A 26,569-nucleotide genomic window follows, 5' to 3' on the forward strand; every position below is an offset into this window, starting at 1 on the left:
ATGTCGGCCCGCTTTCGACTCGGGGACAAGCTTGGGACGTTTTCTTCTGGCAATTCTGCTGGCCGTGCTGCCAGGCGTGGCCACTGCTGCGTCTGACGACGAGCCGGTGATTGCATCGGAGATCCCCGAAGAGCCTCAGCCCGTGCGGACGGCCGATCTCGACCGCTGGGCGCTGCAGGTCACCGGCTGGACGCCGCAATCGGTCGCCGAACTGGCCGGCTTTCTCTACGAGGCACCCGGGCACGGACTGCCGGCGCTGGACGGGATTGCCGACTATCTGCTCGATCCGGATGTGGCGTTCGAACCGCGGGCTGCGGCAGCGTCGCGGGCGGCGCTGCAATACACCGCCTGGCTGGAATACGGGCTGATCGACCAGGACACGCTGACGCTGCGCCTGCTGACGGACAATGAGGCGTCCCGGCTGGTCGCACGCCTCGTGACCGCGCTGGACACGGGGCATATCGAACAGGCGATTACGGAAAGCCTGCCGGCCGTGCGCGATTACGATATCCTGCGCCGGGAAATGCTGCGCCTGATGACGCTGCGCCCGATCTGGCCGCAGATCGGGGGCGGTGATACGCTGACGCTCGGCGATGCCGGGGTGCGGGTCGACCAGTTGCGTGCGCGGCTGGCGGCCGAGGGGCTCCTGGCGCCGGGCTGGGCGAGCGGCGATGCGTTCGACATGCGGCTGGAAACCGCGCTGCGGCGCTATCAGGGGCGGGTGAACCTCTCGCCGACCGGGCGTCTCGACCGGCCGACCCTGCGCCAGCTGAACATCACACCTGAGGAACGCATCGCGCAATTGCGCGCCAATCTCGAACAGCGGCGCTGGCGGACCCGGCAGCTGGGCGAGCGGCATATCTGGGTCAATCTTGCGGACTTCCACCTCGAAGTCTGGGAGAACGGCCGGCTGGCGCGCGAGCACGAGGTGATGATCGGCGGCCAGACCTCCTCGACACCGGAATTCTCCGAGGAGATGCAATACATCGTCCTCAATCCCTGGTGGGGGCTGCCATCCAGCTCGGCGCGCTCGCGCTTCGCCTCGATCCGGCGCAATCCGGGTATCGTGAATTCGCACGGCTTCCGCATCTACAATTCGGCCGGCGAGCCGGTTTCGGTCTACGAGGTCGACTGGAGCCGCTGGAATGACCGCTGGCCCTACCGGCTGTCGCAGCCGCCCGGGCCGACCAATCCGATGGGCGAGGTGAAATTCATCTTCCCCAACCGGCACAATATCTACATTCACGACACGACCGAGCGTGACCGCTTCGTGCGCACGCGCCGGGATTTCTCGGCCGGCTGCATCCGCGTGCAGGATCCGCTCGCCCTCGCCGAATGGGTGCTGGCGGGCCAGGCGGACTGGTCGCGGGCGCGGATCGACGAGGTGGTGTCCGGAAATACCCCGACCGTGGTCTGGCTGGACCGGCGCATCCCGGTCCATATCGCCTACTGGACGGTCGTCGGGGAGGCGGACGGTTCGGTGCGCTACCTGCACGACCTCTACCGCCGTGACGGGCGGCTGGTTGCTGCGTATGCGCAGGCGTTCGCGACGGCAACCGCAGCGGGTGACACCGGCCGGGCAGGGGTGTTCGACACGACTGCAGCCCTGCGCTGATTAGGAGTTTCGGCATTCTCCAAAAAAAAGCGGGAACCGATCGTGAGGCTTCTGCGTTGTCCGGTTGTACGGGGATGTGTGGCCCGGTCCCGGGACGCACTGTATCCTTGCTGCAACGCGACAAAATATTCGGGTCTTATCGGGGCTTTACCTGTCTGGCCTATGGCGCTCGCGATGTAATTGTAGTAGGGGTCGTACTAGGAGCGTCCGTCAGGACGATTCTTCGCGCCCGGCACCGTGCCGGGCATGGTCAGTCACACCAAGGAGGCGCGAGCCTCTGGAGGGGGAATGATGAAAAAACGGCTTTTTACGGCGGTCGCCGTTGGGGCCTTCTTGGCAGCGGGTCCCGCGTTCGCTGACGAAGGCTGGTATGTCCGTGGTGCAGTCGGTTACGGCGGCCCGGGCGACACCGACGTTTCCGGCTCGCTGAATGGTGAAATCAACGGCAAGGGCAATTGGCGCGAAGCGGCAGCTCTTGGCTATGAATGGGCTGACGGCTTCCGCCTCGAAGGCGAACTGGCTCACCGTTACAATGACACCGGTGCGGTCGGCGGCTTCGAGCACAGCCTGAGCGACTTCCAGATCTGGTCCCTGATGGCCAACGCCATCTTCGACTTCAATCCGGATGGCGCCTACCACCCGTATATCGGTGTCGGTCTGGGTCTGGGCGATGTGTCCGGCACCCTGACGGGCTTCTCGGCCGGCACCATGCCGCCGAACCCGACGCCGGCCGATTATGTTGTCGCTCAGGACAGCGACAATCCGTTCGTGTGGCAAATCCTCGCCGGTATCGGTTGGGACCTCACCGAACAGCTGACCCTGGACACCGAGTATCGTTACTTCTCGGCTTCCAGCACGGACTACGCCCCGGGCGTGAGCGTTGACGCTCTGGCCGGTCACGAGGCCTGGATCGGACTGCGGTATTCCTTCGCGGCTCCGCCGCCTCCGCCGCCGCCCCCGCCGCCGCCGCCTCCGCCCCCGCCGCCCCCGCCGCCTCCGCCGCCGCCTCCGCCGCCGCCGTCGTGCGATGACGTGAGCTTCCCGGTCTACTTCGAGTGGGATCGCGCGGATCTGACGGATCAGGCCCGGGCCGTGATCGCCCAGGCTGCCAACCAGCGCGGCAATTGCGGTGTGACCCGCGTGTCCGTCGCCGGCCACGCCGACCGTTCGGGCGCTGCTGCCTACAATGTCGGTCTGTCCGAGCGCCGTGCCCGCGTCGTCCGCGACGAGCTGGTCCGCCTCGGCGTTCCGGCGAGCACGATCTCGATGGAAGCGTATGGCGAAACCCGCCCGGCGGTGCAGACCGCTGACGGTGTTCGCGAACCGCTGAACCGTCGTTCGGAAGTGGTCATCGTTCTGGACTAGGTCCGGATCTGATGGATCGAAGGATTGCGGCCCGGCATCTGCCGGGCCGCTTTTCTTTTGCCTGAAGGCCGGTTCCGGCCCGGTGTCGCGGTTTTGGCAAAATAGTGCACGGAGCGGGCTGTTTCGGGGGCGATCTGGTCGCTTTTTCCGTCCTGCTGAGGCTGCGCTTGACCCGTTCGAAGCGCCGGTTCACACCGGATGCAACGCGGCGGCAGGGGCCTGACCGCACCTGCAGACAAGGGAGAACTTCCATGAGCAAGCCGGACAAGCCGTATCGCAAGCGCGAGATCGCCGGGCACACGCTGAGCCCGGAAACCCAGATGATGAGCTACGGCTATGATCCGAAGCTCTCGGAAATGTCGATCAAGCCGCCGATCTTCCTGACCTCGACCTTTGCCTTTGAAAGTGCCGAGCACGGCGCTGCCTTTTTCCGCGTCACGCTCGGCCAGGCCGAGGAGGGCGATCCGGAAGCCGCAGGCCTGATGTATTCGCGCTTCAACAATCCCAATATGGAAGTGCTGGAAGACCGGCTCGCCCTCTATGACGGTGCCGAGGAATGCTGCGTCTTCTCCTCCGGCATGGCGGCCATCTCCACCACGCTGATGGGCCTGGCGCATTCCGGCTCGGTGATCCTCCAGTCGACGCCGCTCTATGGCGGGACGGAAAGCCTGATCCGCAAATTCCTGCCGAATTACGGCATCCAGTCGGTCGACTTCTTTGCCGGTGCGCATGAGGACGAGATCCATGCCGCCGCCGACGAGGCGCTGGCCAAGGGCGAGGTCTCGGTCATCTACACCGAGACGCCGACCAATCCGACCAATGACCAGGTCGATCTGAATGTCTGCCGCCGCCTCGTCGACCTGATCGAGAAAAAGCAGGGCAAGCGCCCCTATCTCGTCGTCGACAACACCTTCCTCGGCCCGGTCGGCCAGAAGCCGATGGAGCTTGGTGCCGACGTGGTCGTCTACTCGCTGACCAAATATATCGGCGGCCATTCCGACCTGATCGCCGGTTCGGCCTCCGGCACGACCGAAGCCATGGCGCAGATCCGCGGCCTGCGCGGTTATCTGGGCACCAATCTGGACCCGCACACCTGCTGGATGCTGCTGCGCTCGCTGGAAACCGTGAAACTGCGCATGGAAGCGGCCGCTCTCGGTGCCCGCAAGGTCGCCGAATTCCTGCGCGATCATCCCAAGGTCAACCGGGTGCGCTATCTGGGCTTTCTGGAAGAGGGCACGCGCGACGGCGATGTCTTCAAGGCCCAGTCCTCCTCGGCCGGCTCCACCTTTGCCTTCGATCTGGAGAGCGAGGCCGCAGCCTTCCGCATGCTCAACGCGCTGCAGGTGATGAAGCTGGCAGTCAGCCTCGGCGGTACCGAAACCCTGATCTGCCACCCGGGCTCCACCACTCACCGCGGTGTCGATCCGGAACTGCGCAAGCGCCAGGGCTTCTCCGACGGCCTGGTGCGCATCTCGGTCGGTATCGAGAACCCGGACGATCTGATCGCCGACCTGAAGCAGGCGCTCGAACACGCCTGATCCCGAACCGTCTCGCACCATCCCCGCGCGGTCTCTGCCGCGCGGGGGTAGACCCGTCCGTTTAAACGGCTATCACTGGGACATGCAGGACAAACTCGATCTCAACCCCGACGAGCGCGCCGTGCTCGACTGGATCGACAGCCGCGCCGATCACATGATCGACACGGTCAAGGCGTGGTCGGCGATCAATTCCGGCAGCCGCAACGCGGACGGTCTGGAGCGCATGCGCGCCTGTCTGGAAACCGCGTTCGGCGAGTTGGGCGGCGAGATATCCGCCATCGATCTGCCGCCGACGACGATTGTCGATCCCGACGGAACGGTGCGCGAGCAGGCATTCACGCCCTCCTTCCACTGCCGGCTGCGGCCGCAGGCGCCGATCCGCATCGTCATGACCGGTCATCACGACACGGTCTTCCCGGCGGACAGTCATTTCCAGTCGACCGAGCTGTGGGATGCCGACACGCTGAACGGTCCCGGCGTCGCCGACATGAAGGGCGGCATTCTGGTGATGCTGCACGGGCTTCTCGGCCTCGAGCGCTCGCCCTGGAAGGACGAGATCGGCGTCGATGTGCTGATCAGTCCGGACGAGGAAATCGGCTCGCTGGGCTCCGGCCCGATCCTTGCCGATCTGGGCGCCGGTGCCGATATCGGCATGACCTACGAGCCCGCCCTGGCCGACGGTTCGCTGGCGGGGGCTCGCAAGGGTTCGGGCAACTGGTCGCTGAAAGTCTCCGGCCGCGCGGCCCATGCCGGGCGCGAACATCATCTGGGCCGCAACGCCCTGGCCGCAGCCTGCCAGTTCGGGCTGGGGCTGGACGAGCTCAACGGCCGGCGCGAGGGCGTCACCTTCAACCTGGCCCGCATCGATGGCGGCGGCCCGCCGAATGTCGTGCCGGACAATGCGGTGGCGCGTTTCAATGTGCGCGTGAAGACCGAGAATGACCGCACCTGGGTGGAGGCCGAGCTGGAACGCCTTCTCGACGAGATCCGCGTGCGCGACGGCATCGCGGCCGAGCTGCATGGCGGCTTCACCCGCCCGCCCAAACCCATGAGCCCGGCCAATGCCCGCATGTTCGAATGGACGAAGGCGGCGGGCGGTGCGCTGGGCCTGGACATCCGCTGGCAGGACACGGGCGGCGTGTGCGAGGGCAATAATCTGTGGGCGGCCGGCTGCCCCAATGTCGATACGCTGGGCGTGCGCGGCGCCGATATCCATTCCGATCGCGAGATCGTCAAACTGTCGAGCTTTGCCGAACGGGCCAAGCTGTCGGCGGTGATGCTGATGAAGTTTGCCCGGGGCGAATTCAACGCCAAGGAAGCGCGCGCCCTGGCAAGGACCCAATAGACACAGGCATGATCGGGGGAAGAGCATGCTGATTGTACGTGCGGCCAAACGCACCGACACGGACGCCCTTGTGCGTCTGGCGCAGGAAGCGGGAACCGGTTTCACATCCCTGGCTGTGCCGGCGGATGTGCTGGCGGCGCGCCTGGAGAAGTCCGAAGCGATCTTTTCCACGCCGGAACCGGGCCAGACCGAGGACGCCTACCAGCTGATGCTGGAGGACACCGGGACCGGCCGGATCGTCGGCTGTTCGGCCATCAAGGCGATGGTGGGTGTGTCGAAACCCTATTGGGATTTCAAGATCATCACCCTGGCCCAGCATTCGCTGGAAGCTGACCGCCGCTTCGACATGGATGCCATGCTGCTGGTCAATGACTTCGCGGGGGCCTCGGAAGTCGGCACGCTGTTCGTCTCCGAGGCCGGACGCGGTACCGGCGCGGGACGGCTTGTCGCCCAGTCGCGCTATCTGATGATGGCGGCCGACCGGTCGCGCTTTGGCGAGCGTGTGCTGGCCGAGCTGCGCGGTGTGGTCCATGACGACGGGTCCTCGCCCTTCTTCGATGCGGTCTCCCGCCCCTTCTTCCGGATGGATTTCGACGATGCCGACCGGCTGTCCGCATCGACCGACAACCAGTTCATCCTCGATCTGGGCCCGCAGCACCTGATCTATATCGACCTGCTGCCGCAATCGGTGCGCGAGGTGATCGGCAAGCCGCATCCGCACGGGGAGGGGGCCTACAACCTCCTGCTCTGGGAGGGGTTCCACTATGACCGCTATGTCGACATTTTCGATGGCGGGCCGCTGGTCTCCACCTGGACCGAGAATATCCGCACCCTGCGCGAGAGCCGCGAGGTGACCGTGCGGGCGGCGACGACGACGGGCGGTGTCGACGGCATCCTGTCGACCGACCGCTTCCCGGATTTCCGGACCTGTCACGCCCAGGTCGTCGATGATGGCGACATTCTGGGCATTTCCTACGAAACCATGCAGGCGCTCGATCTGGCCGAAGGCGATCGCGCCCGCTTCTGGCGACGAATGAGGTGATTTCATGCTGCTGATCGATGGCCAATGGCGCGCAGGCAAGGGCGCTGACATGCACTCGGAAAACCCGGCCGATGGCAGCCGCGTGTGGAGCGGCAAGGCCGCCACGGCGGACGATGTCGACGCCGCCTTCAAGGCCGCGCGGGCGGCTTTCCCGGCCTGGGGGCGCTGCCTCTATCCCGAGCGTGTGGCCATCGTCGAGGCCTACCAGGCCTATCTCGAGGCGAACAAGGACGCGCTGGCCGAGCTGATCTCGCGAGAAACCGGCAAGCCGCGCTGGGAAGGCCTGGCCGAAGCCGGCGCGATGATCGGCAAGATCGCGATCTCCAAGACCGCCTATGCCGAGCGTACGGGCGAACACGCGTCGGACACCGCTTTCGGATATGCCGCCCTGGCGCACAAACCGCTGGGCGTGATGTTCGTGCTCGGGCCCTACAATTTCCCCGGCCATCTGCCGAACGGCCATATCGTGCCGGCGTTGCTGGCGGGCAATACGATCGTCTTCAAACCGTCCGAGATGACCCCGGCCGTGGGCGAGTTCATGGCGAAGGCCTGGGAGGCCGCCGGTCTGCCCAAGGGCGTGCTGAACCTGGTCCAGGGCGCGCGCGAGACGGGCGCCGCTGCGCTGGATCATGCCGATCTGGATGGTGTGCTGTTCACCGGGTCCTGGGGCACGGGCAAGTTCATCCACGAGAAGTTCGCGGGCCGCACCGGTATCCAGCTGGCGCTGGAAATGGGCGGTAATAACCCGCTCGTTATCTGGGATGCCGCCGATGCCGAAGCGGCTGCGCGGGTGGCGGTGCATTCCGCCTATATCACGGCCGGTCAGCGCTGTTCCTGTGCGCGCCGCCTGATCCTGCCCGAGGGCGCAGCCGGCGATGCCGTGGTCGAGGCGATCGACCGCATCGCGGGCCAGCTGAGCATCGGCCGCTGGGATGCCGACCCGGAACCCTTTATCGGACCGCTGGTCTCCGCCCAGGCTGCGCGCGGCGTACTGGCCGCCCAGGACGATCTCCTGTCGCGCGGCGCGAAAGCGATCCGCAAGGCCGTGACCGTCGCGGAACTGGGCGAGGCCTTCCTGCGTCCCGGCCTGATCGACGTCACCGGTGTGGATGTGCCGGACGAGGAAGTCTTCGGCCCGCTGATCCAGATCGTGCGCGTTGCCTCCTTCGACGATGCCATCGCGGCTGCGAACGATACCGCCTATGGCCTCTCGGCCGGGCTGGTCTCGGACGATGAAGCCCTCTGGGAGCGTTTCTGGGTGGAAGCCCGCGCCGGTATCGTCAACTGGAACCGGCCGACCTGCGGTGCGGCCTCCAACATGCCCTTCGGCGGGCCGGGCCAGTCGGGCAATCTGCGGCCCAGCGCCTTCTATGCCGCCGACTATTGCGCCTATCCGGTCGCCACGCAGGCCCAGTCGAAGGCCGAGCGCATGCCGGTCAAGGGAGTGGATTGATGGCGCGCGCGGTCGAGGCGAATTTCGACGGGCTGGTCGGCCCGACGCATAATTATGGCGGCCTGTCCGAAGGCAATCTGGCCAGCGCCAGGAATGAGGGTCTGGTCTCCTCGCCGCGCCAGGGCGTGCTGGAAGGCCTCGCCAAGATGAAACGCCTGGCCGATAGCGGCCTGGTGCAGGGCCTGCTGCCGCCGCACGAGCGCCCCTATCTGCCGCTGCTGCGCCGGGCCGGTTTTTCCGGGTCCGACGCGGCGGTGGTCGAGGCGGCCTGGAAGACGGCGCCGGGCCTGTTGCGCAAGGCCTGCTCGGCCTCGCCCATGTGGGCTGCCAATGCCGCGACCGTGTCGCCGTCGGCCGATACGGCCGACAGCCGCCTGCATCTCACTCCGGCCAATCTGCTGACCACGCTGCACCGTTCCATCGAGGGCGAGCAGACCCGCCGGGCCCTGCAATGGGCCTTCCCGGACGCGGCCCGTTTCGCCGTGCACGACGTTTTGCCCATGCAGCCTGACTTTGCCGATGAGGGCGCGGCCAATCATGTGCGCCTGTGCGCCGAGCAGGGCGGGCCGGGTGTCGAGATCTTCGTCTATGGCCGCGAGGCCGGCGAGGCGTGGAGCGGCAGGTTTCCGGCACGCCAGACGCTGGAAGCCTGCCAGGCCGTGGCCCGCTCGCACGGGCTCGACCCGAAACGCACCGTCTTCATCCGCCAGTCGTCCGAGGCGATCGCCGCCGGTGCCTTCCACAATGACGTCGTCTGCGTCGGCACGCGCACCACGCTTTTCTTCCACGAACTGGCCTTTGCCGACCGCGAGGCTGCCCTGGCCGATATCCGCAAGGCGGCCGAAGGCCTGTTCGAGCCGGACTTCGTGGAGGTGCCCGAGGCCGAGGTGCCCGTCGGCGATGCCATCACCAGCTATCTGTTCAATTCCCAATTGCTGGAATGGCCCGGCGAGGACCGCCTGGTGCTGATCGCGCCGAAGGAGACCGAGGAAACCGCAACGACGCGCGCCTACTGCGCGGCGATGACGGCGGGCAATGGCCCGATCGGGCGGGTGGAGTTCGTCGAGGTGCGCCAGTCCATGCGCAATGGCGGCGGACCGGCCTGCCTGCGCCTGCGTGTTGTGCTGACGGACGAGGAACGCGCCGCGGTGGCGCCGCAGGCGCTGATGTCGGACACGCTCTATGACACGCTGGTGGCCTGGGCGGGCAAGCACTACCGCGACCGGCTGGAGCCGAATGATCTGGCCGACCCGGCCTTGCTGCGCGAGAGCCGCGAGGCGCTGGACGCGCTGACCGGGATTCTCGGTCTCGGTGGGGACTACTACCCCTTCCAGTGGGGCTAGGCTTGCTTAACCGCGTTTTTGCGAGACGTTCGCTTCCTACTATTCAAACCGGCAAATCATGATAGGTTTCGCCCCGTCTGATCGTGGGGAGCAGAAGTTGAGCGAGAGCCAGAGCGTTTCCGTCATTCTGGTTGACGATGACCCGGACGAGCACTTCCTGTTCCAGGCGGATCTGGAAGACGCCGGCGTTCGGTTCCGTTTTGCGGCGTTCACCCGCCCCGAAGACGCGCTCGCTCATCTGCGCGACAATGGCGACGGTCCGGCCGTTGTCTTCACCGATCTTTCCCTGGCCGGCGCGAATGCGCTGGACTTCATCGCCTCGGTCCAGCCGCTGCTGGGCGGCGGTGCGGTCGGTGTCTATTCCGGTGCGCGCAATCCGGAGATGGAAGCGAAGTGCCGGGAGGCCGGATCCAGCTTCTATATCGTCAAGCCGGTCACCCGCGAGAATTTCGCCGGCATGATCGCCGGGCTCGGCGCGGTGTGCCTGGAAGAAGACCGCCAGACCGGCGAACTGCACCTGCGCCCCGCGGACAGCGCCGCGGCCTAGAGCGCTTCGGCCTTTGCCGGCAGGCCGCCGGCCCGGGCGTATTCCTGCGTTCCCCTGGTATAGATCCTGTCGCCCTCGACCGTGTCGGAGGGTTTCAGCTCGTCCATGCCGGGCAGGCGGGCATAGATCGGCGCGAAATCCTCATAGGTCGCTTCCATCAGCTCGTCATAGCTGTCGATGACGAAATAGGTCTGCTGGAAATCGTCATAGCGGTAGTCGGTGCGCATGATGCGTTCCAGATCGAAATGGATCCGGTTGGGCGAGCGCGCCTCCAGCGAGAAGATCGATTCGGCTTTCGAGGAGACGATGCCGGCGCCGTAGATGCGGCGGCCTTCCGGCGTGTTGATCAGGCCGAATTCCACCGTGTACCAGTAGAGCCGCGCCATGTGCTTGATGGCGTCGAACTCCAGCGAGCGCAGCCCGCCGCGGCCATAGGCCTGCATATAGTCGGCAAACACCGGCTGGGTGAGCAGCGGCACATGGCCGAACACATCGTGGAAGATGTCGGGCTCGGGCAGATAGTCCAGCTTCTCCCCGTCGCGGATGAAGCGGCCGGAGACGAAGCGGCGATTGGCCAGGTGTTCGTAGAAATCCCTTTCCGGGATCAGGCCGGGCACGGTGACCACGGTCCAGCCGGTCAGCTTTTCCAGCTTCTCGTTGACGCGCCGGAAATCGGGAATGCCGCCCTCATTGAGATTGAGCAGTTCGAGACCCTTGAAGTGTTCCGGCGCCGCGCGGCCCTTCAGCACCTCCATCTGGCGCTCGTAGAGCGTCGTCCAGATGGCGTGTTCCTCGGACGTGTAGCGGTCCCATTTCTGGTCGATGGTAAAGTCGGCGGCGGGGGTCTGTTCCGCCACGATCGGGTCATTGACAGGCATGACGGGTCATCCGGCGTGTAACTAGTTTCATTTGTAACTAAATATACGCCTGATCGGCGCTTCACCCAAGAGGCGCGTGCAGACTTTGTCATGCACCCCGTCAGCCCCCATGAAAAAGGGCCGCCCGGCGTGTCCGGACGGCCCGCTTTCAGTGTGGCTCTGCCGGTCCGCTCAGTAGCGGCCCAGCCGGCGCACCGAGGAGATTTCCCGGTTGAGCAGGTGCAGATTGTCCACCTCGCCGGAGACTTCCTCGCAACGGCCGCGGAAGCCGGCATCCTCGCACACCAGCCAGCGGTCATAGCCGCGCACGTCCAGGCTCAGGGCCCGGTCGTTGAAGCCGAGGCGTTCCAGATTGTCGATCTCGTGCTCGATACGCACCGAACGGCCGCGCTGGCTGAACTGGTCGTACAGGATGATCTCGCCGCGGCGGTCCCAGCCGCCGCCGGGATAGCCGCCATTGTCCCAGCCGCCACCGCCGCCATAGCCGTTGTCGATGCGGCGCAGGGAGGTGATCTCGTTGCGCATGCCGTAACGGCCCAGATCGTTGACCTCGCCCTGCACGCGCTCGCAGCGGCCGCCGAAATCATCGTGCTGGCAGATCAGCCAGGTCTCGCCGCGGGCGACGACGAGGCTGTCGACCCGGTCGTTGAAGCCCTGGCTGGCCAGGTTGGCGACATCCCAGCTCACATCGACGCGCTGGCCGGTGAAGTCGGGGCCGTCATAGAGGAAGACGCCGCTGCGCGGGCGGTTGTCGCTGCCCGGACGTCCCGGCCGGCCGGGGCGGCCCGGACGGCTGCCGTAATCCGGTTCGACCGAGGAGATCTGCGCCGCCATGCCGCCGCCGATCGAGGGGATGTCGCGATCCACTTCCATGCAGGCGCCGTCGAAATTGGCGTGCTGGCAGACGCGCCAGGAGCGGCGGCCGGAATGGCGGATCGAGCGCGCCTGGTCGTTGAAGCCGAGCTGCTGGAGATTGCTCACCGTATCGGTGATCGTCACCGAGCGGCCGGTATAGTTATAGCCCGAATAGAGCGTGATCGAGCTTTCGCCGGGGCGTCCCGGACGGCCCGGATAGCCCGGATCGGGGCGGCCCAGATAGGCCGGGCGAACGGACGTGATCTGGTTGTCCATCCGGCCCAGCGAGGGCTGGTCGTTGCGATGGGTCTCGCAGGTGCCGTTGTAATCGTCGTGCTGGCACACGTCCCACTCGCCGGAGACGATCCGGAAGGAGGAGGTGCGGTCGTTGAAACGGCGGCTCGACAGATTGCGGTCGGCGCCGGTCACGCGGACCTGCTGGCCGGTATAGTTCGGACCGTCATACAGGATGATTTCCTGGGCATGGGCCGGTGCGGCGGCGGGCAGCCAGGCTGCGGCGAGCAGCGCGGCGCCCAGCGTGGCGGTACGGATGGACATGGGTTCTCTCCCTCTTGCCAATGCGGTGCGAGCTTCACCCTGCCAGAGCCAGCCTGAACCCGAGCGAAGCGACAGGTTCATGCGCGGTTCATGGCCCGGGCGCGGCCCGCAGCCGCATCCCCCTTTCGGGCACCGCCGGGCGGTGCCGGTGTCGATGGCGAACCTAGTTGGGATCGCCGGAATTGTCGTCCGTCTCTTCGGACTGCGAGCGGTCGCGGCGCTGGTTGAACAGGCCGCGCAGCAATTGCTCGGCCGGATCGACCTCTTCCTCGTCGGTCTGGCCCTCTTCGCCGGCCGTGTCCTCGCTGTCCTTATTGCCCAGGCCCAGCGCATTGCGCAGCGCGTCGCGGGCGGCATCCTCGGGCGACTGGTTGCGGTCGCCGCCGATGGTATTGCTCAGCGCCCCCTGCAGCAGGGCGCGCGTGACGGCCTCGGTATCGACGCCATAACCGACATTGTTGAAATCGCCGCGGAAGCGGATCGGCACGACAATGCCCTGCAGGTCGGTCGCACCGCCCTGGCCCTCGATCGAGGCAACGGCCCGCGGACGCAGGCGATAGTCCAGCGTCTGGCCGGGCAGATCGACCCAGCCCTGGCCTTCCACGCGCAGGAGCGGGGAGAGCATCAGGAGGTCGTTGTTCGTCAGCCGGCCATTGGCGATGGCGAATGTGCCGCCCAGGCTGGAGAAGTCGGTCTCCTGGCGCTCGCCGACACTGGCCTGTTCGCTGTCGTCCTCGCTGGTCTCGGCCGCCTGTGCACCGCCGGCGCGGTCGAGGAAGCCGGACACATTGCGGATCGTCTCGGCGATATTGATGCCGACAATGGCGCCGTCGGCGAAGTTGAACTCGCCATTACCGCCCAGATTGCGCATCATTGCCGCCTGGCTGTTGCCGGAGGTGGCCAGCGACAGCGTCATGGCGCCGGTCCCGGCCAGCCGGTCGAACCCGGCCGCCGCGTCCAGGAAGGGCAGGGCGTCCAGCCCGGCCAGGCTGGCATCCAGCGAGAAGGAGGGCGTCGCCGTGCGGGCATTGGCCACGATGGTGACATTGCCCTGGCCTTCATACAGCGAGATCCGCTCCAGCACGGCCTGCAGGCGGCGGTTCTCGACCACGGCCCGCAGGGCCGCATCGGTCACCTCGATATCGCGCACCTGCAGCCGGCCGATATTCAGGGACAGATCGGCATCGGCAATACCCAGGCCGGCGAAATCGATCGCTTCCTCGCTCCAGGGCGGGATGCCGCCGCCGGCCGCCGGGGCGGCATCCTCGGCGGGGGCGGGCAGATAGGGGTTCACATTCAGCTCGTCCAGATCCAGACGGCCGGTCAGGCGCGGCCGGCTGCCCGACAGGTCGGCGGCCAGATTGCCCGAGCCGCGGATCTCGTCGAAACGGATCGAACGGGCCGTCAGGCCCAGGCGCGAAGTCGTGCCCTCGATCCGGCCCTGCGCGGCAAAGCGCTGCAGGTTCTCGCCCGGCGGCAGCGGGCTGCCGGCAAAGGCGGCGAGCGCGCGGATGGACGGGATATCGGCCGAGAAGTCGCCGGCAAACTCGATATCCTGGGAGGCCGGGATTTCCCCGTCGAAGCTGACATCGACCAGGTTTCCGCCCAGCGACAGGGTGAGCGGCGTGGCGCGGCCCTCGAAGAAGTCGCGGATCGAGCCCAGCTCGGCATCGAAGGTCATCGCCTCGCCATCGGCCGAGAGCGAGCCGTCGATCGCGGTCGGCGCGTCCAGCGAGGGCAGGGCGATGGCCAGGTCCAGACCGGTGATCTCGCGGCTCTGGCTGCCATCGCTGTAGAAGATCGAGGCGTTCTCGATGCGCACATCGCCGAAACTGGCATCGATCGGCAGGGCGCCGGGCTGGCGCACGAAACCGTCGCCCGCCGGTGCGGCCGGGGCAGGGGCGGCGTCGAGATCGGCAAAGGTCCAGTTATTGCCGCCGGCGCGCTGTTCCAGCCGGATCACCGGGTCGACCAGCACGAACTCGGTGATCTCCACCCGGCGCGACAGCAGCGGGATCAGTTCCAGGCCGACCCGCATCTCGCCCATCTGCGCGAAGGGCTCGTTCGAGAAGCCCTCGGCATTGGCGATGGTGACGTCGCGCGCCACCACCTGCACCCGCGGCAGGATGGTCAGGCTGACATCGCCGGCCAGCGCGACCGGCCGGTTCAGCGCGTCGCCGGCGGCGGCCTCCACGCGGTCGCGATAGGCCGAGGCCGGGATCACGGCGGGCAGAATGAAGGCGGCGCCCACGACGAGGGCGACGAGGACAAGAAGGATGAGGCCGAGGCGTTTCATGGGGGACAGGCTCCAAAAGGATTCGGACGCACACTAGCACCTGCGATTGTCGCTTTCTTGGCAAGACGGGCAGGCGGCTGTGCGTTATTGTAAAGGAGAATGTGTCGGAAAACCAAAGGGGAAGGGTATGCCGGACACCTGCTGCAACCGCACCGCATCCGCCAGCGGCCTTGTGCGCCGCCGCGAACTCATCATCGGCCTGGCCGCCGGCACCGTGCTGCCGCTGGCCGCGGGCTGTGCCGACAATGCCGCGCTGGGCCGCTCCCAGCTGATGCTGGTCTCCGACGGCCAGCTGGCGCAGATGTCGAACCAGGCCTGGCACGATACGCTGCGCGAGGAGCGCGTGCTGCGCGATCCCAGCTATCAGCGCCGGCTGGAACGGGTCGGCGCGCGCATCGTCCCGGCCTCCGGCCTCACCCGGTATGACTGGGAATACGTCGTCTTCGACAGCGACGAACGCAATGCCTGGGTCCTGCCCAATGGCAAGGTCGCCTTCTACAAGGGCCTGATGGACCTGATGGAGGGCGACGGGCATATCGCCACCGTGCTGGGTCACGAAATCGCCCATATCGCCGGCCGCCACTCGGCCGAGCGCGCCAGCCAGCAGCTCGCCTCCCAGGTCGGCATCTCCCTGGTCACCGGCGCGCTGGGCAACAGCCAGTACAGCCAGTACAGCCAGGAGATCGGCGCCGCGCTGGGCATGGGCGCCACCTACGGCATCATCCTGCCCTATTCGCGTGAGCACGAATACGAGGCCGACCGGATCGGCGTCGATTACATGGTGCGCGCCGGATACAATCCCCAGGACGCGCTCGACTTCTGGATGGGCATGGCCGCCATGAACCAGCGCCAGACCGCCGAATTCGGCTCCACCCACCCCTCCGACGCCAACCGCATCGCCGCCATGCGCCAGCACATGCGGGCGCGGGGGTATATCTCTTAGGGGTGTAAGGAATTTGGCGGGACGGGTAGAGCGCCATCCTCGCCCTTGATGGGGGCTGAGGAGCCCAAGAACAGTCCGGGGGACTGTTCGACGCGACGAAGGGCCGCTGCGACAGCCGGACGGAGGGTGTGAATCCCGGTGTGCGCCGTGGCCAGCACCGGGATTCCCCCCCTCCGACCCCTCCTTCGCCAAGGCTGCGGAGGGCCTACCTTCCCCATCAAGGGGAAGGACCGGCAAGCGCTCGGGATCAGCCCTTTCCCGCCCGCCGCAGCCCGCCCGCACAGCGGCCTGCAAATCGCCTGACGAAGCAGTTGCCAGCGCGCGGGAGGGACGCTAGTTTCCCGCGCCTCACGCCCCCTTTGCGGACCGTGACACCCGAGTGCCGCCTTAGCTCAGTTGGTTAGAGCGCTAGATTGTGGATCTAGAGGTCCCCTGTTCAAACCAGGGAGGCGGTACCATTTTTCCTTCTCTTTCTTTCGCATCAGTGGCGCTTCAGACTCTCTGCACAGGAAGAAGCGAGAGCGGTAAGTTCTGCGTCGCCCTAGGAAGTGGTTGCTGGAAACCTCTGAGTAGGGAGCCGCTTGTTTGATCTGCCCTGCGCATTGTGGCACTACACGCTCAAGAAGTGTTGCAGGGGGGTGCAATGCCAAAGTTTGAAAAGCTGAGAATATCGCTTCATCGTTCGAGGCCGGGCGAACTCTTTGAGAGCGCGGGAATTCCCGACAGTCATCTGTCCCGGTCGGATTTTCTTGCGCGAGTGTTCGGCGAGCGTCGCATGTTTCTGGGGCGAGGAAGGCGACGGATCGTTTATACTCCATTGGAGTCTGTTCGCGAGGGTTTCGTCGCTGGCTTCTTTGCGAAGGAAAGCCCCGCGCTTCTGATGCATGAAGACTTCACAGAATACATGGCAGAGAATTTCGAACTCTCGTTGTTCATTCTTTCTATGGATCGCGATCAGATTGTTTGGATGGAGCATAACCGAGCCGTTGGCTCGCCAAGGTCAGTCTTAGAGGCTTTTTTTGGCGGGTTGGACGTAAATGGCCCACTTTCAGATTGGCAAGCTTTTGTCCGGCATTTCGAGAACCCTGAAAGCTATTGGGAAGCGGTAGAACGGCATCGCTCTCGAATTGCCAAGGTGACATTCCGTTTCGTACCTCCCAATGCTTTTGAAGGGGATGCCTTGGCGCAGAAATTCTATACGGCGATTCAGAATGAGGCCCAGAACGAGACGCTTGAGGAGACCTTCAAGGCTCCGCCCGGTAAACTCAAATTGGATGGCCCGATGATGAAGGCAAGCGCTGAAGTTGCGGAGAAGGGCGCTGGGGAGAAAGAGTTATATGCTGAGAAAGGCAGGATCTTATACTCTTCAAAAAATGGGCGCATCGTCGAAGAGGTGCCAGAGGAAGATATGCCTGATGTGCAGAATCCGAGCTTTCTGAACCGGGTAATTTCGAGGCTATTCGATCGATGAAAATTTATCGTCTTGGTCTGATATTTGTGAGTTCTGCGCTTCTAGGTTCCGCAGCTATTTGCCGTCCAGCTTGGTTGTCAGAGAATTCATTTCTAGATTCATTTGTATCACACGAAATCATGGCTTTTTTGATCGTTGTACTTACGATCACATTTGCCTCGGTTGCTAACCTGCACCTTTCTCTTGCTCGCACAATCGAACGTCTCGTGACTTCGCCCGAGCGCCGTGCGGTGGTGGATAAAGAGTATGCGGAGCCGCTTCGCGCCGATCTTAACTCAAGCGCTTGGTTATTGTTCTGGGCGTTCGTCGTGTGCGCTATATCGCTCGTTGTGAAGGGGCAATTTGATGACAACGATCACGTCGTCGCGTTCGTTCACGCTGTTGCCGTCGAGGTGACGATAATTAATGGGCTTGTCCTTCACGATATTTATCGAACCGTGTTTATCGTAATCAAAGCCGCGACTGTATCCGGAGCACACGATGCACCGATGGAGCCTTCCGCTCAGGATTCGCCGCCCGCGGCTGAGAGTAGTGAATCCTCTTCGGAAAGTGGCTCTTCCCCCTAAACCCCCGCCCGCCCCACAGCCGCGGACACCATGAAGGCCGACCGGCTCATGCCGGCGCGGGTGGCGGCCTGGTCGATCAGGGCGAGCTGGCCGGTGTCGATGGAGAGGTTGATGCGGGTGGTGCGGCCGCTGGTGATGGCGGGCGCGATCAGCGGGGTGAGGACGGCGTCCCGCCGGTCCTCCAGAAACTCCGGATCCGCAAGCAGCGCCCCGATCGCCCGCGGAGCGGGGACGGTCTCGCCATCCTGTTTCATCCCCTCCAGATGCAGGGCGAGGGCGGTTCGCGCCTCCTCGAGCGCAGCCTCGACGGTCTCTCCCGCCGACACGCATCCCGGCAGGTCCGGAAAGGACACGCTGAAATCCGACTGGGGGTCCTTGTGGACCAGGGCGACATACATGATCCGCGTCTCCTGTCCGGGGCTGGCATTCCGGCTCGGCGACAATATACACACTGAGTGTGTATTTCTCAATCGGTGGGCATTGCGGCTGGTGACGATCACGGCCGATGGGAGACTACAGCTTGTCCCAGCCCGCCTGACGGCAGATCGATTTCAGCGTTCCCGCGGCAAGCGTGCGGCGGGGATGAGGCACGGTGACACGTCCGGGGCGGTCGGGATGCTTCCATTGGGTATGGCTGCCCTTCTGGGCAATCTTCACCCATCCCGCCTTCTCAAGGCGCCGGATAATGTCCCTGCTGCTGACCGGCATGCGGTTTCCGTGTGCTGGTGACAATATACAATCAAGAGTAGTTGTTGTCACGCCCGCGCGTCCGCTTCCCCCTCCGGCCGTGTATTTCCGCCATCAACTTATCCACTGCCCTGCGGCCCGTGCGATAATGGGGGATCGGGTTAGGCTGGCGCCGGTTGGCAGAGCTGGCCGCAGAGCCGGCAGGAGGCGGATGCAATGGACGGAACGGGTCCGGATTTGACGGTGCAGACGGTATCCCTGCCGGGCGGGACGGTGTCGCTGCGCGTCTGGTCCAATCCCGGCAAGCCGCGCCTGGCTTTCCTGCACGCCAATGGTTTCTGCGCCTCGGCCTATCGCCAGGTGTTCGAGAAACTGGCCGGAGACTACGAGATCTGGGCCCCGGATCTGCGCGGTCACGGCGCCACAACGCTGCCGGCCGACGCAGACATGCACCGCTCATGGGGCATCTATGTTACCGATATGATGGCCTTGTGGGGGCAGTTGGGCTTCGTTCCGGATGCGCTGGCGGGCCATTCCATGGGCGCCACCACGGCCCTGATGACCGCAGCCCGCCTGGCTCGCGAGGGCAAGCCTGTCCCCGTTCTGGCCCTGATCGAACCGGTGATCCTGCCGCGCCCGGTCTACTGGCTTGCCCGCTCGCCCTTCTTCGCGCTCAACCGCAATCGCATGCCGATCGCCCGCCAGGCGCGCCGCCGCCGCAATGGCTGGCCGGACCGCGAGGCGGCCCGGCAGCGCTATGCCAAACACCCCGGTTTTGCCCGCTGGGCGCCGGGCGTTCTGGAGGATTATCTGGAGGGTGGCCTGAAGGCGGCCGGGGCCGGGAAGGGCGAGGGGCAAGAAAAACTTGTCCTCGCCTGCGACCCCGCCTGGGAGGCTGCGAATTACGAGGCCCAGGCCCACAATCCCGACGCCGCCGCCCGGCAGGTTGCCGGGCGCGCGCACGTGCTGCAGGCGGGGCACGGCTCGACCCTGATGCGCCCGCGCGCGCTGACCCGCTACGGGGCCAGGCTGACGCGCATGGACGATCTGGGCCATCTCGCCCCGATGCAGGCACCGGACCGGATCGCCGACTGGCTGTCCGGTGCCCTGCGGGGCGATGACTGAGGCGTGGCGATCAGCGCTGGCTGGGCGTGTCGTCCCCGTCCGCCGCCTCTTCCGCCGCATTGCGGCGCTGGACGAGGGCGCGGGCCGTCTCGACACTGTCGATTTCCTCGACCGTGTAGATCGAGCAGCGCATTTCAGGCTCGCCGACATGGATATACTCCACCAGCGGCGGGTAGAGCGTGGCCGTGTCGCCGAAACTGGTGCCGATCTGTATGCCCGAGCGCAGCTCGGGGCAGGGATGGCGCAGCGTGACGAGATAGTGGCGGCGGGCCCCGCCATTGAGCACGAGGTGCTCGCGGTCGATCACCGAATAGCCGTTGATATTGACCACGCGGATCCGGTCGGTGGCCGGTTCCAGCGGATAGGCTTCAGCCGCCGCAACGGCCTCCGGATCGATATCCTGGGCGGTGGCGGCCGGCGCCGCCATCAGGGCCAGCGCTCCGGCCGCGGCCATCAGCGGCGCGGCGGTACCGGCGAATGTCAGGCGTGCGAATGTCAGGCGTGTCATGGCGTATCCTTTATGCATCCGTTCAAAGGATCCCTCGCTCCCGCAAGGATATCGGCGCTCTGCGGGGTGCCGTCAACCGTCCTCCCGGCGGCACGGCGCCGCATCGTTAACGCCGGATTAGCCATGAGGCGCGAGTCTGGGCGTCGATTCGCAGCAACCGATTCTCCGGAGCCCGCCTTGGTCAGCCCCGTCGACGCCAACAACCAGGACTTCATGACCCGCACCCTGCGCCAGGCCGCGCAGGAGACCGGCACGGATTTCAACTTCCTGCTGCGCACCGCTGCACGGGAAAGCAATTTCGATGTGCGCGCCGAGGCCTCGACGTCTTCGGCGACCGGTCTGTTCCAGTTCATCGAGCAGACCTGGCTGGGCGTGATGCAGCGCCGCGGCGCCGAGCACGGCTATGAAGACGCCGCTGCCGCGATCAGCCGCGATGCCAACGGCCGCTATGTCGTCGAGGATCCGGTGCAGCGCCAGCGCATTCTCGACCTGCGTTTCGATGCCGAGGCCTCCGCCCGCATGGCCGGCGAGCTGGCTGCGGAGAACGCCGCCGTCATCCAGACGCGGATCGGCCGGCCGGCCTCCGGCGGCGAGCTCTATGCCGCCCACTTCCTGGGCGCCCAGGGGGCTGCCAGCCTGATCGAGGCCGCCGAGAACAATCCGCAGGGCCGCGCCGACCAGCTCTTCCCGGCGGCTGCCCGCGCCAACCGCGCCATCTTCTACGAGGACGGCCGCGCCCGCTCGACAAGCGAAGTCCTGGCCTCGCTGACCGGGGACCGCCCGGCGCCGCAGATCCCGGCATCCGCGAACCGCGCCGCTGCGGCCTCGCCCGATCTCGATGACAGCGGCAATATCCGCCTCGCCGGCAGCTATACGCCGGCCCGCAACACCTCGCCTGTCGCGCCGGGCAGCCACCGGGTCGGCAATGGCGAGCTGTCGCCGGCACTGGTGGAAATCCTGGCCTCGCTGGACGCCCCGCGCTCGGCCGGACGCGCCCGCAATTCGTAAACCTGCGAAACGGGTTGCAAGCTTTCGTTAAGCATACCGGGCCTAGAAACAGGGTCGATACATTCAACATGATGGACCTGCCATGAGCGTCGTCGCGCTGCGCAATCGACTGACCCAGGACGATATCCGCCGTCTGGTAAAGGGCGAGAACGAGGAAGTCCGCGCCTCGGCCGCGCAGAAGATCTGCCGCCGCATGGATGCGGCCAATCTGACCGATGCCGAGCGCGGTGCAGCCCGTGACATTCTCGACCTGATCGCCCGCGATGCCGCCGAACTGGTGCGCCGGGCGATGGCCGTCACCCTCAAACAGTCCCGCAACCTGCCGCGCGATATCGCCGTGAAACTGGCGATGGATGTCGATGCGGTGGCCTTGCCGGTTCTGGAAAGCTCCCCGGTCCTGGAAGACGAGGACCTGCTGCGCGTGCTCGAACATGCCGGCAGCGGCAAGCGCTGTGCCATTGCCGGCCGGCCGCATGTCGCGCCGATCATCGTGCACGAACTGCTCGACAGCCGCGACGAGCGGGCCGTGTCGATCGCCGCCGCCAATGACGGCGCCCGGTTCGACGACGCAGCCTATCAGCGCGCCTTCGCCGAATTCTGCGAGAACCCGGTGGTGATGGACGCTTTCGTCGCCCGCTCGCAATTGCCGCTGGATGTGACCGAACGCCTGATCTCGCACATTTCCGACACCGCGCTGCAGCGCCTGGTCTCGCACCACGCCCTGCCGCCGCAAGTCGCCGTGGAGATCGCCGAGGGCGCCCGCGAGCGCGCGACGCTCGACCTGGTCGACCAGGCCGGCCTGGCGCACGATCCCAAGCATTTCGTGCAGCAATTGCGCCTCAATGCGCGCCTGACGCCCTCGCTCATCCTGCGCGCCCTGCTGCGCGGCCATGTCGCCTTTGTCGAGCACGCCTTTGCGGAACTGGCCGGTATCACCCATGCCAAGGCCTGGCTGCTGGTCCACGATGCCGGGCCGCTGGGCCTGCGTGCGGTCTACGACCGCACCGGCATGCCCTCGCGCCTCTATCCGGCGATCCGGGCCTGTTTCGACGTGCTGCACGCGATGGAAGTCCCGCACGACACGGCCGGCCGCGAACGCTTCCGCCGCGCCCTTGCCGAACGCGCCATCACCCGCTTCCAGGGCATCCCCGAGGACGATCTCGACTACATCCTGTCCCGCTTCGAGGATGACGACGAACAGCTGGCCCGGGCTGGCTAGTTTTTCCTGTCCTTGCGGACGTGAAAAGAAAAAGGCCGCCCGGAGAGGCGGCCTTTCTTGTGTCTGGCAATGCGGAAGGGATCAGTCCTTCCAGGGCTCGGCGAAGGCGGCGGACTGTTTTTCCAGCTCGCCGGCGAGTTCGGAGGCCACGGCATCCTCGTCATTGCGGATGTTCTGCGACAGCGCGGCCCGGATCGCACCGACATGGGCGAGGGCGAGGGCCAGCGGGGCCTTGTCACGCTTCTCCTGCATGTCGATCATCTTGGTCAGAGAGCCGGCCAGGCGCGTGACGATCGGGAATTCATAGGTCGAACCGAGACCGCGCAGGTCATGGGCCCGCACGAAGAGTTCTTCGCCTTCCGGACCGGCGAGGCCGGCCGTCTTGACCACCTTGGCGGCGGCTTCCAGCTTGCCGACTTCCTCTTCCAGCCATTGGCCGAAATCGGCGCGCAGATCCTTCAGGGCCTCTTCGGCCTTCTCGATCATGTGCATGTCGGCCTGGCTGATCGGGCCGCCCACCTTGGCCTGCAGCAGGTTGGGCACCGAAATCACTTCAGCATCGTTGGTTTTGGCCATGGTCTTATCCCTCTCAGTTCGCGGGGGAATGGGCGGCATGGCCAGCATCGGCATGCCCGGAAAAACGGCTCAGGGTCTCGTCCAGCGCGCCGGCCAGGGAGGCCGCGGTGAAGGGCTTGACCAGGAAGGTGTCGACGCCGGCGGCGGTGGCCTCGGCGATGCGCTGGCGATCGGAATAACCGCTCAGCATGATGACCGGGATGAAGGCGGTCGGACTGGCGGGCTTGCGGCGCAGGGTGCGCACGAAGTCCAGCCCGTCGCGCGGCTGCATCTTCCAGTCGGTAATGACGAGATCGACCGGACGGCTGGCGAGCACATCGAGGGCGCGGTCCACCGTGTCGGCCTCGATGACCTGGGCACAGCCGAACGCATTCAGGGACACCCGCAGCGCGCCGCGCAGGGCTGCGTTGTCGTCGACCAGCAGCACGCGCAGGCGGCGCAGATCGGTGGGCAGTTCGGGTGCAGTCATGGCGTCGGCGAATCCGGTTCGGGTCAATTCGACTCGAATACTAGCCGGGCTTGCTTAACGTCAGCCTAAACCGGTCAGCTTTCGAACTGCTCGATCAGGATGCGTTCGGCCAGGTCACGCCCCTTATCGTACAGCAGGGTGAGGGTGACGTCATTTGCCTCGACGATATCCACGCGCGCAACCTCACGGAATTCGCGATTGTCGGCCACGGCCGAGACGGGCCGCAGGCGCGGCTCGACGATCTCGAAACCCACCCGCACGGTGTGCGGCAGCAGCGCCCCGCGCCAGCGGCGCGGGCGGAAGGCGCTGATCGGGGTGAGGGCGAGGACCTTGGAATTGAGCGGCAGGATAGGACCATGGGCCGACAGGTTATAGGCGGTGGATCCGGCCGGTGTGGCGACCAGAACGCCATCGGCCTGCAGCTCGCCCATCCGGTCGCGACCGTCGATCGTGATCTTGATCTTGGCAGTCTGGCGGGTTTCGCGCAGCAGAGAGACCTCGTTGATCGCCAGGGCCTCGAAGGGCCGGCAGTTCACATCCTCGCCCCAGGCACGCAGTGGATGGATGCGCACATGCTCGGCTGTCGCGATGCGTTCGCGCAGACCGTCCGGCCGGAATTCGTTCATCAGAAAGCCGACGGAGCCGAAATTCATGCCGTAGACGCGGGCCCCGGTCTTGATCGAGGTGTGCAGCGCGTCGAGCATGAGCCCGTCGCCGCCCAGGGCGATGATGGTGTCGGCCTCGTCCAGCGGGACGCAGCCATACAGCTCTTCAAGGCGTGCTTTGGCAGCCTTGGCTTCAGGCCTGGGACTGGCCAGGAAGGCAAATGAATCGGAGATCGCGGGGCTCTGGGAAAAAGACGTTACCGAACACGTCTTTATTCAACCCCTGGAACCCATCTGACGCAAGACCTTCGCAGCCTTCTCCGGGCCGTACATGCGGAACACGTTCGCCGCGGCCGACATGGCGTCGCCTTCCAGCGCCTGGTGCATGCGGCCTGAACGCTGCAGTGCCTTGTGGATCACCGGATAGGCGGTGCGTTCCAGATTGGCGGCCTGGCAGGCCATCGCCGCGGCGCGGACACCGCCCATGGCCAGGGCAATCCGCCACTGGGACACCTTGATGCCGCACAGATGCGCAATGGCATGATCGAACACGGCTTCCTCGCCGCGCACCAGCGCATCCAGCGCATACTTGCCGTCCAGCTTGCCGTCCTTGGCCGCGTCATTGACACGTTTGGCGGCTTCCTTGTCGACATCTTCCGGGGTCGCGGAGAGGGCCGTCTCGACAGCAAGCGCCTCCACCTTGTCCTTGTCCAGGCCGAAGCGGCGATAGAGTTCCTCGCGCCAGTTCTCCGGCAGCATGATGCAAAGCTGGGTCGCGAAATCGGTCGTCAGGTCGTGGCGGCGGGCCAGGGCCTCGCGCAGTTTGGGATTGTCGCGCGCGACCGTCAGGCAGATATCCAGCGTGTTCTCGGAAATCTCGGCGGTCGAATTGTTTGCCAGGGCGCGCAGCACGATGGCTTCGCCGGGGCGGGCCAGCGTGTCGCTGACGGCGAGACAGAGATTGGCCCGCATGGCGAGCACCTTGCGGTGCTCGGTCGTGCCGGTCTCCGCCAGCTCGATCATGTCTTTCTGCGTCAGTTTCGAGCTCTTCTCGATGATCACCGCCGAGACTTCGATCGGTTCGAAGGCCAGGAAACGGATGATGTCGTGAGGGGCCCAGTCGCACGGTGCGAGCCTGGCGGCAATTTCCGCCTTGGTCTCGGTGTCGCTCCTGGCCGAAAGGGTGACGAGCAGCTCCCCGGCGACCGGATCGGCGGTCGGGCTGAGGGGCTGTGCCAGGCACAGATCCACGACACCCATGGCCAGTTCCCGGCGCTTGCCGGGGTCCTTCATCTTGGCCAGGACATTGAGAGTTTCCGCGGTATTGGCAGGCATGGAGACGCAGCTTCTTGATTGTCGTTGCCTGCCATTAAGTCAGAAACGCCTTGAAAACTTGTTAATCGGCGCTGACAACAATTTGCGGGTGATTTCAAAGACTTGATTAACCCTGTATTGGGTGCTCTCTACTGGTAGATGCAGAGTAAAAAGCAAGCACAGGATGTATGGTCCTGGGCCGCGTTTCTGCCCCCTTTTACCTTGCCGCGGAAGGGTTTGACGGCGCCGGGGCGAGGGCCAATACTTGACGGGTTGGCGATAAAGAAAACCCCGGGGAGTTCAAATATGGACGATCAAGCAAACCTCTCGGTCAAGGACCAGGTCTCCGAGGAAGAATGGAAGGCGCGCTGCGATCTGGCGGCGCTGTACCGGCTGGTGCGCATGCACGGCTGGGACGATCTCTTCTTCACCCACATCTCGATGCGTGTGCCCGGACCGGACGAGCATTTCCTGCTCAATCCGTTCGGCCTGCTTTATGAAGACGTCACGGCGTCGAACATGGTCAAGGTCGATCTGGACGGCAATGTCCTGCCGCCCTCGCGCTACGGCATCAATCCGGCCGGCTTCACGATCCACTCCGCCATTCACGCGGCGCGTCCGGATGTGAAGGTCGCCCTGCACCTGCATTCCGACGACGGTGTTGCGGTGGCCGCCCAGAAGCGCGGCCTGCTGCCGATCTCGCAGCTGGCGATGAATGTCTACAATGATGTGAGTTATCACGAATACGAGGGTATCGCGCTCGATCATGACGAGCGCGAACGCCTCGTCGCCGATCTGGGCGAGAAGAACCTGATGATCCTGCGCAATCACGGCACGCTGGCGGTCGGGGATCACCCGTTCTCGGCCTATGTGCGGATTTACCTCCTGGAAAAGGCCTGCCGCATCCAGATCAAGGCGCAGGCCGGCGGGGAGCTGATCGAGTGGGACGAGAAGATGCAGGATCGCGTTTTCGGCCAGTCCTCCGAGATTGCCTCGAACGATCTGTTCAAGGAAATCGCCTGGGCGGCGGTTCTGGATCGTGTCCGTCGCGAAAGCCCCGGCTTCGACAGCTGAGCGAACAAGGTCGCGCCCGGCGGATGATTGTCTGCCGGGCGTTTTCTGTTCCACTCAGAGAAGACAATTACTGGTAGTATTTATTTGCAAGAACCCGTTTTGCGGGTATATTCGCTGTCCCTGACCGCCGGGGCGTCTGTGCAGCCGCGGCCGCAATCGGGAAGGATGC

Annotated in this window: 25 protein-coding genes and 1 tRNA gene; 16 read left to right on the forward strand and 10 right to left on the reverse strand. The window is 65.4% G+C overall.

Going from position 1 to position 26,569, the window contains the following annotated elements; all coding sequences use genetic code 11:
- Positions 1 to 31: 31 nt before the first annotated feature.
- The 8 genes from PKE71_RS01785 to PKE71_RS01820 all read left to right on the forward strand — a co-directional run bounded on the left by PKE71_RS01785 (position 32) and on the right by PKE71_RS01820 (position 10,248).
- The gene (locus tag PKE71_RS01785; RefSeq protein ID WP_271185241.1) at positions 32 to 1,615 is read left to right on the forward strand and encodes a L,D-transpeptidase family protein; all 1,584 of its coding nucleotides are present in this window, start codon (positions 32 to 34) and stop codon (positions 1,613 to 1,615) included.
- Between the two features lie 291 nt (positions 1,616 to 1,906).
- Positions 1,907 to 2,980, forward strand: coding sequence for an OmpA family protein (locus tag PKE71_RS01790; RefSeq protein ID WP_271185242.1), 1,074 nt, complete (start codon positions 1,907 to 1,909; stop codon positions 2,978 to 2,980).
- A 251-nt stretch (positions 2,981 to 3,231) separates the two neighbouring features.
- A complete protein-coding gene (locus tag PKE71_RS01795) occupies positions 3,232 to 4,518 on the forward strand; it encodes a cystathionine gamma-synthase family protein (protein WP_271185243.1) in 1,287 nt (428 codons plus the stop codon).
- Positions 4,519 to 4,600: 82 nt separating this feature from the next.
- Entirely contained in the window at positions 4,601 to 5,863 is a 1,263-nt protein-coding gene (locus tag PKE71_RS01800) for a hydrolase (RefSeq protein WP_271185244.1), read from the forward strand.
- Positions 5,864 to 5,888: 25 nt separating this feature from the next.
- Complete coding sequence (locus PKE71_RS01805; RefSeq protein ID WP_271185245.1) at positions 5,889 to 6,905, forward strand: arginine N-succinyltransferase; 1,017 nt, start codon at positions 5,889 to 5,891, stop codon at positions 6,903 to 6,905.
- Between the two features lie 4 nt (positions 6,906 to 6,909).
- Positions 6,910 to 8,358: a succinylglutamate-semialdehyde dehydrogenase gene (gene astD, locus PKE71_RS01810; protein WP_271185246.1), complete on the forward strand. Its 1,449-nt coding sequence runs from the start codon at positions 6,910 to 6,912 to the stop codon at positions 8,356 to 8,358.
- Positions 8,358 to 9,701, forward strand: a complete 1,344-nt coding sequence (gene astB / locus PKE71_RS01815; RefSeq protein WP_271185247.1) for an N-succinylarginine dihydrolase — start codon at positions 8,358 to 8,360, stop codon at positions 9,699 to 9,701. The genes astD and astB overlap by 1 nt, the downstream gene beginning before the upstream one ends.
- Before the next feature lie 97 nt (positions 9,702 to 9,798).
- A complete protein-coding gene (locus PKE71_RS01820; protein ID WP_271185248.1) occupies positions 9,799 to 10,248 on the forward strand; it encodes a response regulator in 450 nt (149 codons plus the stop codon).
- Here PKE71_RS01820 and phhA read toward each other — a convergent pair.
- From phhA to PKE71_RS01835, 3 genes are all read right to left on the reverse strand, one after another.
- Entirely contained in the window at positions 10,245 to 11,126 is an 882-nt protein-coding gene (phhA, locus tag PKE71_RS01825; RefSeq protein WP_271185249.1) for a phenylalanine 4-monooxygenase, read from the reverse strand. The two genes, PKE71_RS01820 and phhA, sit on opposite strands and share 4 nt — an antisense overlap.
- A 171-nt stretch (positions 11,127 to 11,297) precedes the next feature.
- The gene (locus tag PKE71_RS01830) at positions 11,298 to 12,539 is read right to left on the reverse strand and encodes a beta/gamma crystallin-related protein (protein WP_271185250.1); all 1,242 of its coding nucleotides are present in this window, start codon (positions 12,537 to 12,539) and stop codon (positions 11,298 to 11,300) included.
- Positions 12,540 to 12,702: 163 nt separating this feature from the next.
- Complete coding sequence (locus tag PKE71_RS01835; protein WP_271185251.1) at positions 12,703 to 14,835, reverse strand: AsmA family protein; 2,133 nt, start codon at positions 14,833 to 14,835, stop codon at positions 12,703 to 12,705.
- A 127-nt stretch (positions 14,836 to 14,962) separates the two neighbouring features.
- Here PKE71_RS01835 and PKE71_RS01840 point away from each other — a divergent pair, with 127 nt between their 5' ends.
- The 4 genes from PKE71_RS01840 (at position 14,963) to PKE71_RS01855 (ending at position 17,815) form a co-directional block, all read left to right on the forward strand.
- On the forward strand, positions 14,963 to 15,778 hold the full coding sequence (locus PKE71_RS01840; protein WP_271185252.1) for a M48 family metallopeptidase: 816 nt from the start codon (positions 14,963 to 14,965) through the stop codon (positions 15,776 to 15,778).
- 381 nt (positions 15,779 to 16,159) lie between these two features.
- Positions 16,160 to 16,236, forward strand: a tRNA-His gene (locus PKE71_RS01845).
- Positions 16,237 to 16,421: 185 nt separating this feature from the next.
- The gene (locus tag PKE71_RS01850; protein WP_271185253.1) at positions 16,422 to 17,249 is read left to right on the forward strand and encodes a hypothetical protein; all 828 of its coding nucleotides are present in this window, start codon (positions 16,422 to 16,424) and stop codon (positions 17,247 to 17,249) included.
- Positions 17,246 to 17,815, forward strand: coding sequence for a hypothetical protein (locus PKE71_RS01855; protein WP_271185254.1), 570 nt, complete (start codon positions 17,246 to 17,248; stop codon positions 17,813 to 17,815). The genes PKE71_RS01850 and PKE71_RS01855 overlap by 4 nt, the downstream gene beginning before the upstream one ends.
- Here the strand turns inward: PKE71_RS01855 and PKE71_RS01860 are convergent.
- The gene (locus PKE71_RS01860; protein ID WP_271185255.1) at positions 17,812 to 18,213 is read right to left on the reverse strand and encodes a type II toxin-antitoxin system HicB family antitoxin; all 402 of its coding nucleotides are present in this window, start codon (positions 18,211 to 18,213) and stop codon (positions 17,812 to 17,814) included. The two genes, PKE71_RS01855 and PKE71_RS01860, sit on opposite strands and share 4 nt — an antisense overlap.
- Positions 18,214 to 18,328: 115 nt before the next feature.
- Positions 18,329 to 18,523 carry a type II toxin-antitoxin system HicA family toxin gene (locus tag PKE71_RS01865; RefSeq protein WP_271185256.1) on the reverse strand — a complete coding sequence of 65 codons (195 nt, stop codon included), beginning with the start codon at positions 18,521 to 18,523 and terminating at the stop codon, positions 18,329 to 18,331.
- Positions 18,524 to 18,718: 195 nt separating this feature from the next.
- On the opposite strand from PKE71_RS01865, the gene PKE71_RS01870 reads away from it, so the two are divergent.
- Positions 18,719 to 19,627: an alpha/beta hydrolase gene (locus PKE71_RS01870; protein ID WP_271185257.1), complete on the forward strand. Its 909-nt coding sequence runs from the start codon at positions 18,719 to 18,721 to the stop codon at positions 19,625 to 19,627.
- 10 nt (positions 19,628 to 19,637) lie between these two features.
- Here PKE71_RS01870 and PKE71_RS01875 read toward each other — a convergent pair whose 3' ends face one another.
- Entirely contained in the window at positions 19,638 to 20,135 is a 498-nt protein-coding gene (locus PKE71_RS01875; protein WP_271185258.1) for a DUF6491 family protein, read from the reverse strand.
- Between the two features lie 177 nt (positions 20,136 to 20,312).
- Here PKE71_RS01875 and PKE71_RS01880 point away from each other — a divergent pair, with 177 nt between their 5' ends.
- Both PKE71_RS01880 and PKE71_RS01885 read left to right on the forward strand, forming a co-directional pair.
- On the forward strand, positions 20,313 to 21,143 hold the full coding sequence (locus tag PKE71_RS01880; protein ID WP_271185259.1) for a hypothetical protein: 831 nt from the start codon (positions 20,313 to 20,315) through the stop codon (positions 21,141 to 21,143).
- A gap of 82 nt (positions 21,144 to 21,225) precedes the next feature.
- Positions 21,226 to 22,362, forward strand: coding sequence for a DUF2336 domain-containing protein (locus PKE71_RS01885; protein ID WP_271185260.1), 1,137 nt, complete (start codon positions 21,226 to 21,228; stop codon positions 22,360 to 22,362).
- 81 nt (positions 22,363 to 22,443) lie between these two features.
- On the opposite strand, the gene PKE71_RS01890 is transcribed toward PKE71_RS01885, so the two are convergent.
- The 4 genes from PKE71_RS01890 to PKE71_RS01905 form a co-directional block, all read right to left on the reverse strand.
- A complete protein-coding gene (locus PKE71_RS01890) occupies positions 22,444 to 22,938 on the reverse strand; it encodes an Hpt domain-containing protein (protein WP_271185261.1) in 495 nt (164 codons plus the stop codon).
- A 13-nt stretch (positions 22,939 to 22,951) separates the two neighbouring features.
- Positions 22,952 to 23,407, reverse strand: a complete 456-nt coding sequence (locus PKE71_RS01895) for a response regulator (protein ID WP_271185262.1) — start codon at positions 23,405 to 23,407, stop codon at positions 22,952 to 22,954.
- A 74-nt stretch (positions 23,408 to 23,481) separates the two neighbouring features.
- Positions 23,482 to 24,246 carry an NAD kinase gene (locus tag PKE71_RS01900; RefSeq protein WP_271185544.1) on the reverse strand — a complete coding sequence of 255 codons (765 nt, stop codon included), beginning with the start codon at positions 24,244 to 24,246 and terminating at the stop codon, positions 23,482 to 23,484.
- A gap of 42 nt (positions 24,247 to 24,288) precedes the next feature.
- A complete protein-coding gene (locus PKE71_RS01905; protein WP_271185263.1) occupies positions 24,289 to 25,347 on the reverse strand; it encodes a DUF2336 domain-containing protein in 1,059 nt (352 codons plus the stop codon).
- A gap of 285 nt (positions 25,348 to 25,632) precedes the next feature.
- Between PKE71_RS01905 and PKE71_RS01910 the strand changes: the two genes are divergently transcribed.
- The gene (locus PKE71_RS01910) at positions 25,633 to 26,400 is read left to right on the forward strand and encodes a class II aldolase/adducin family protein (protein WP_271185264.1); all 768 of its coding nucleotides are present in this window, start codon (positions 25,633 to 25,635) and stop codon (positions 26,398 to 26,400) included.
- Positions 26,401 to 26,569: the final 169 nt, after the last annotated feature.

This window comes from Maricaulis virginensis (genome assembly GCF_027922185.1).
In the GTDB taxonomy this organism is placed as follows: Bacteria; Pseudomonadota; Alphaproteobacteria; order Caulobacterales; family Maricaulaceae; genus Maricaulis; species Maricaulis virginensis.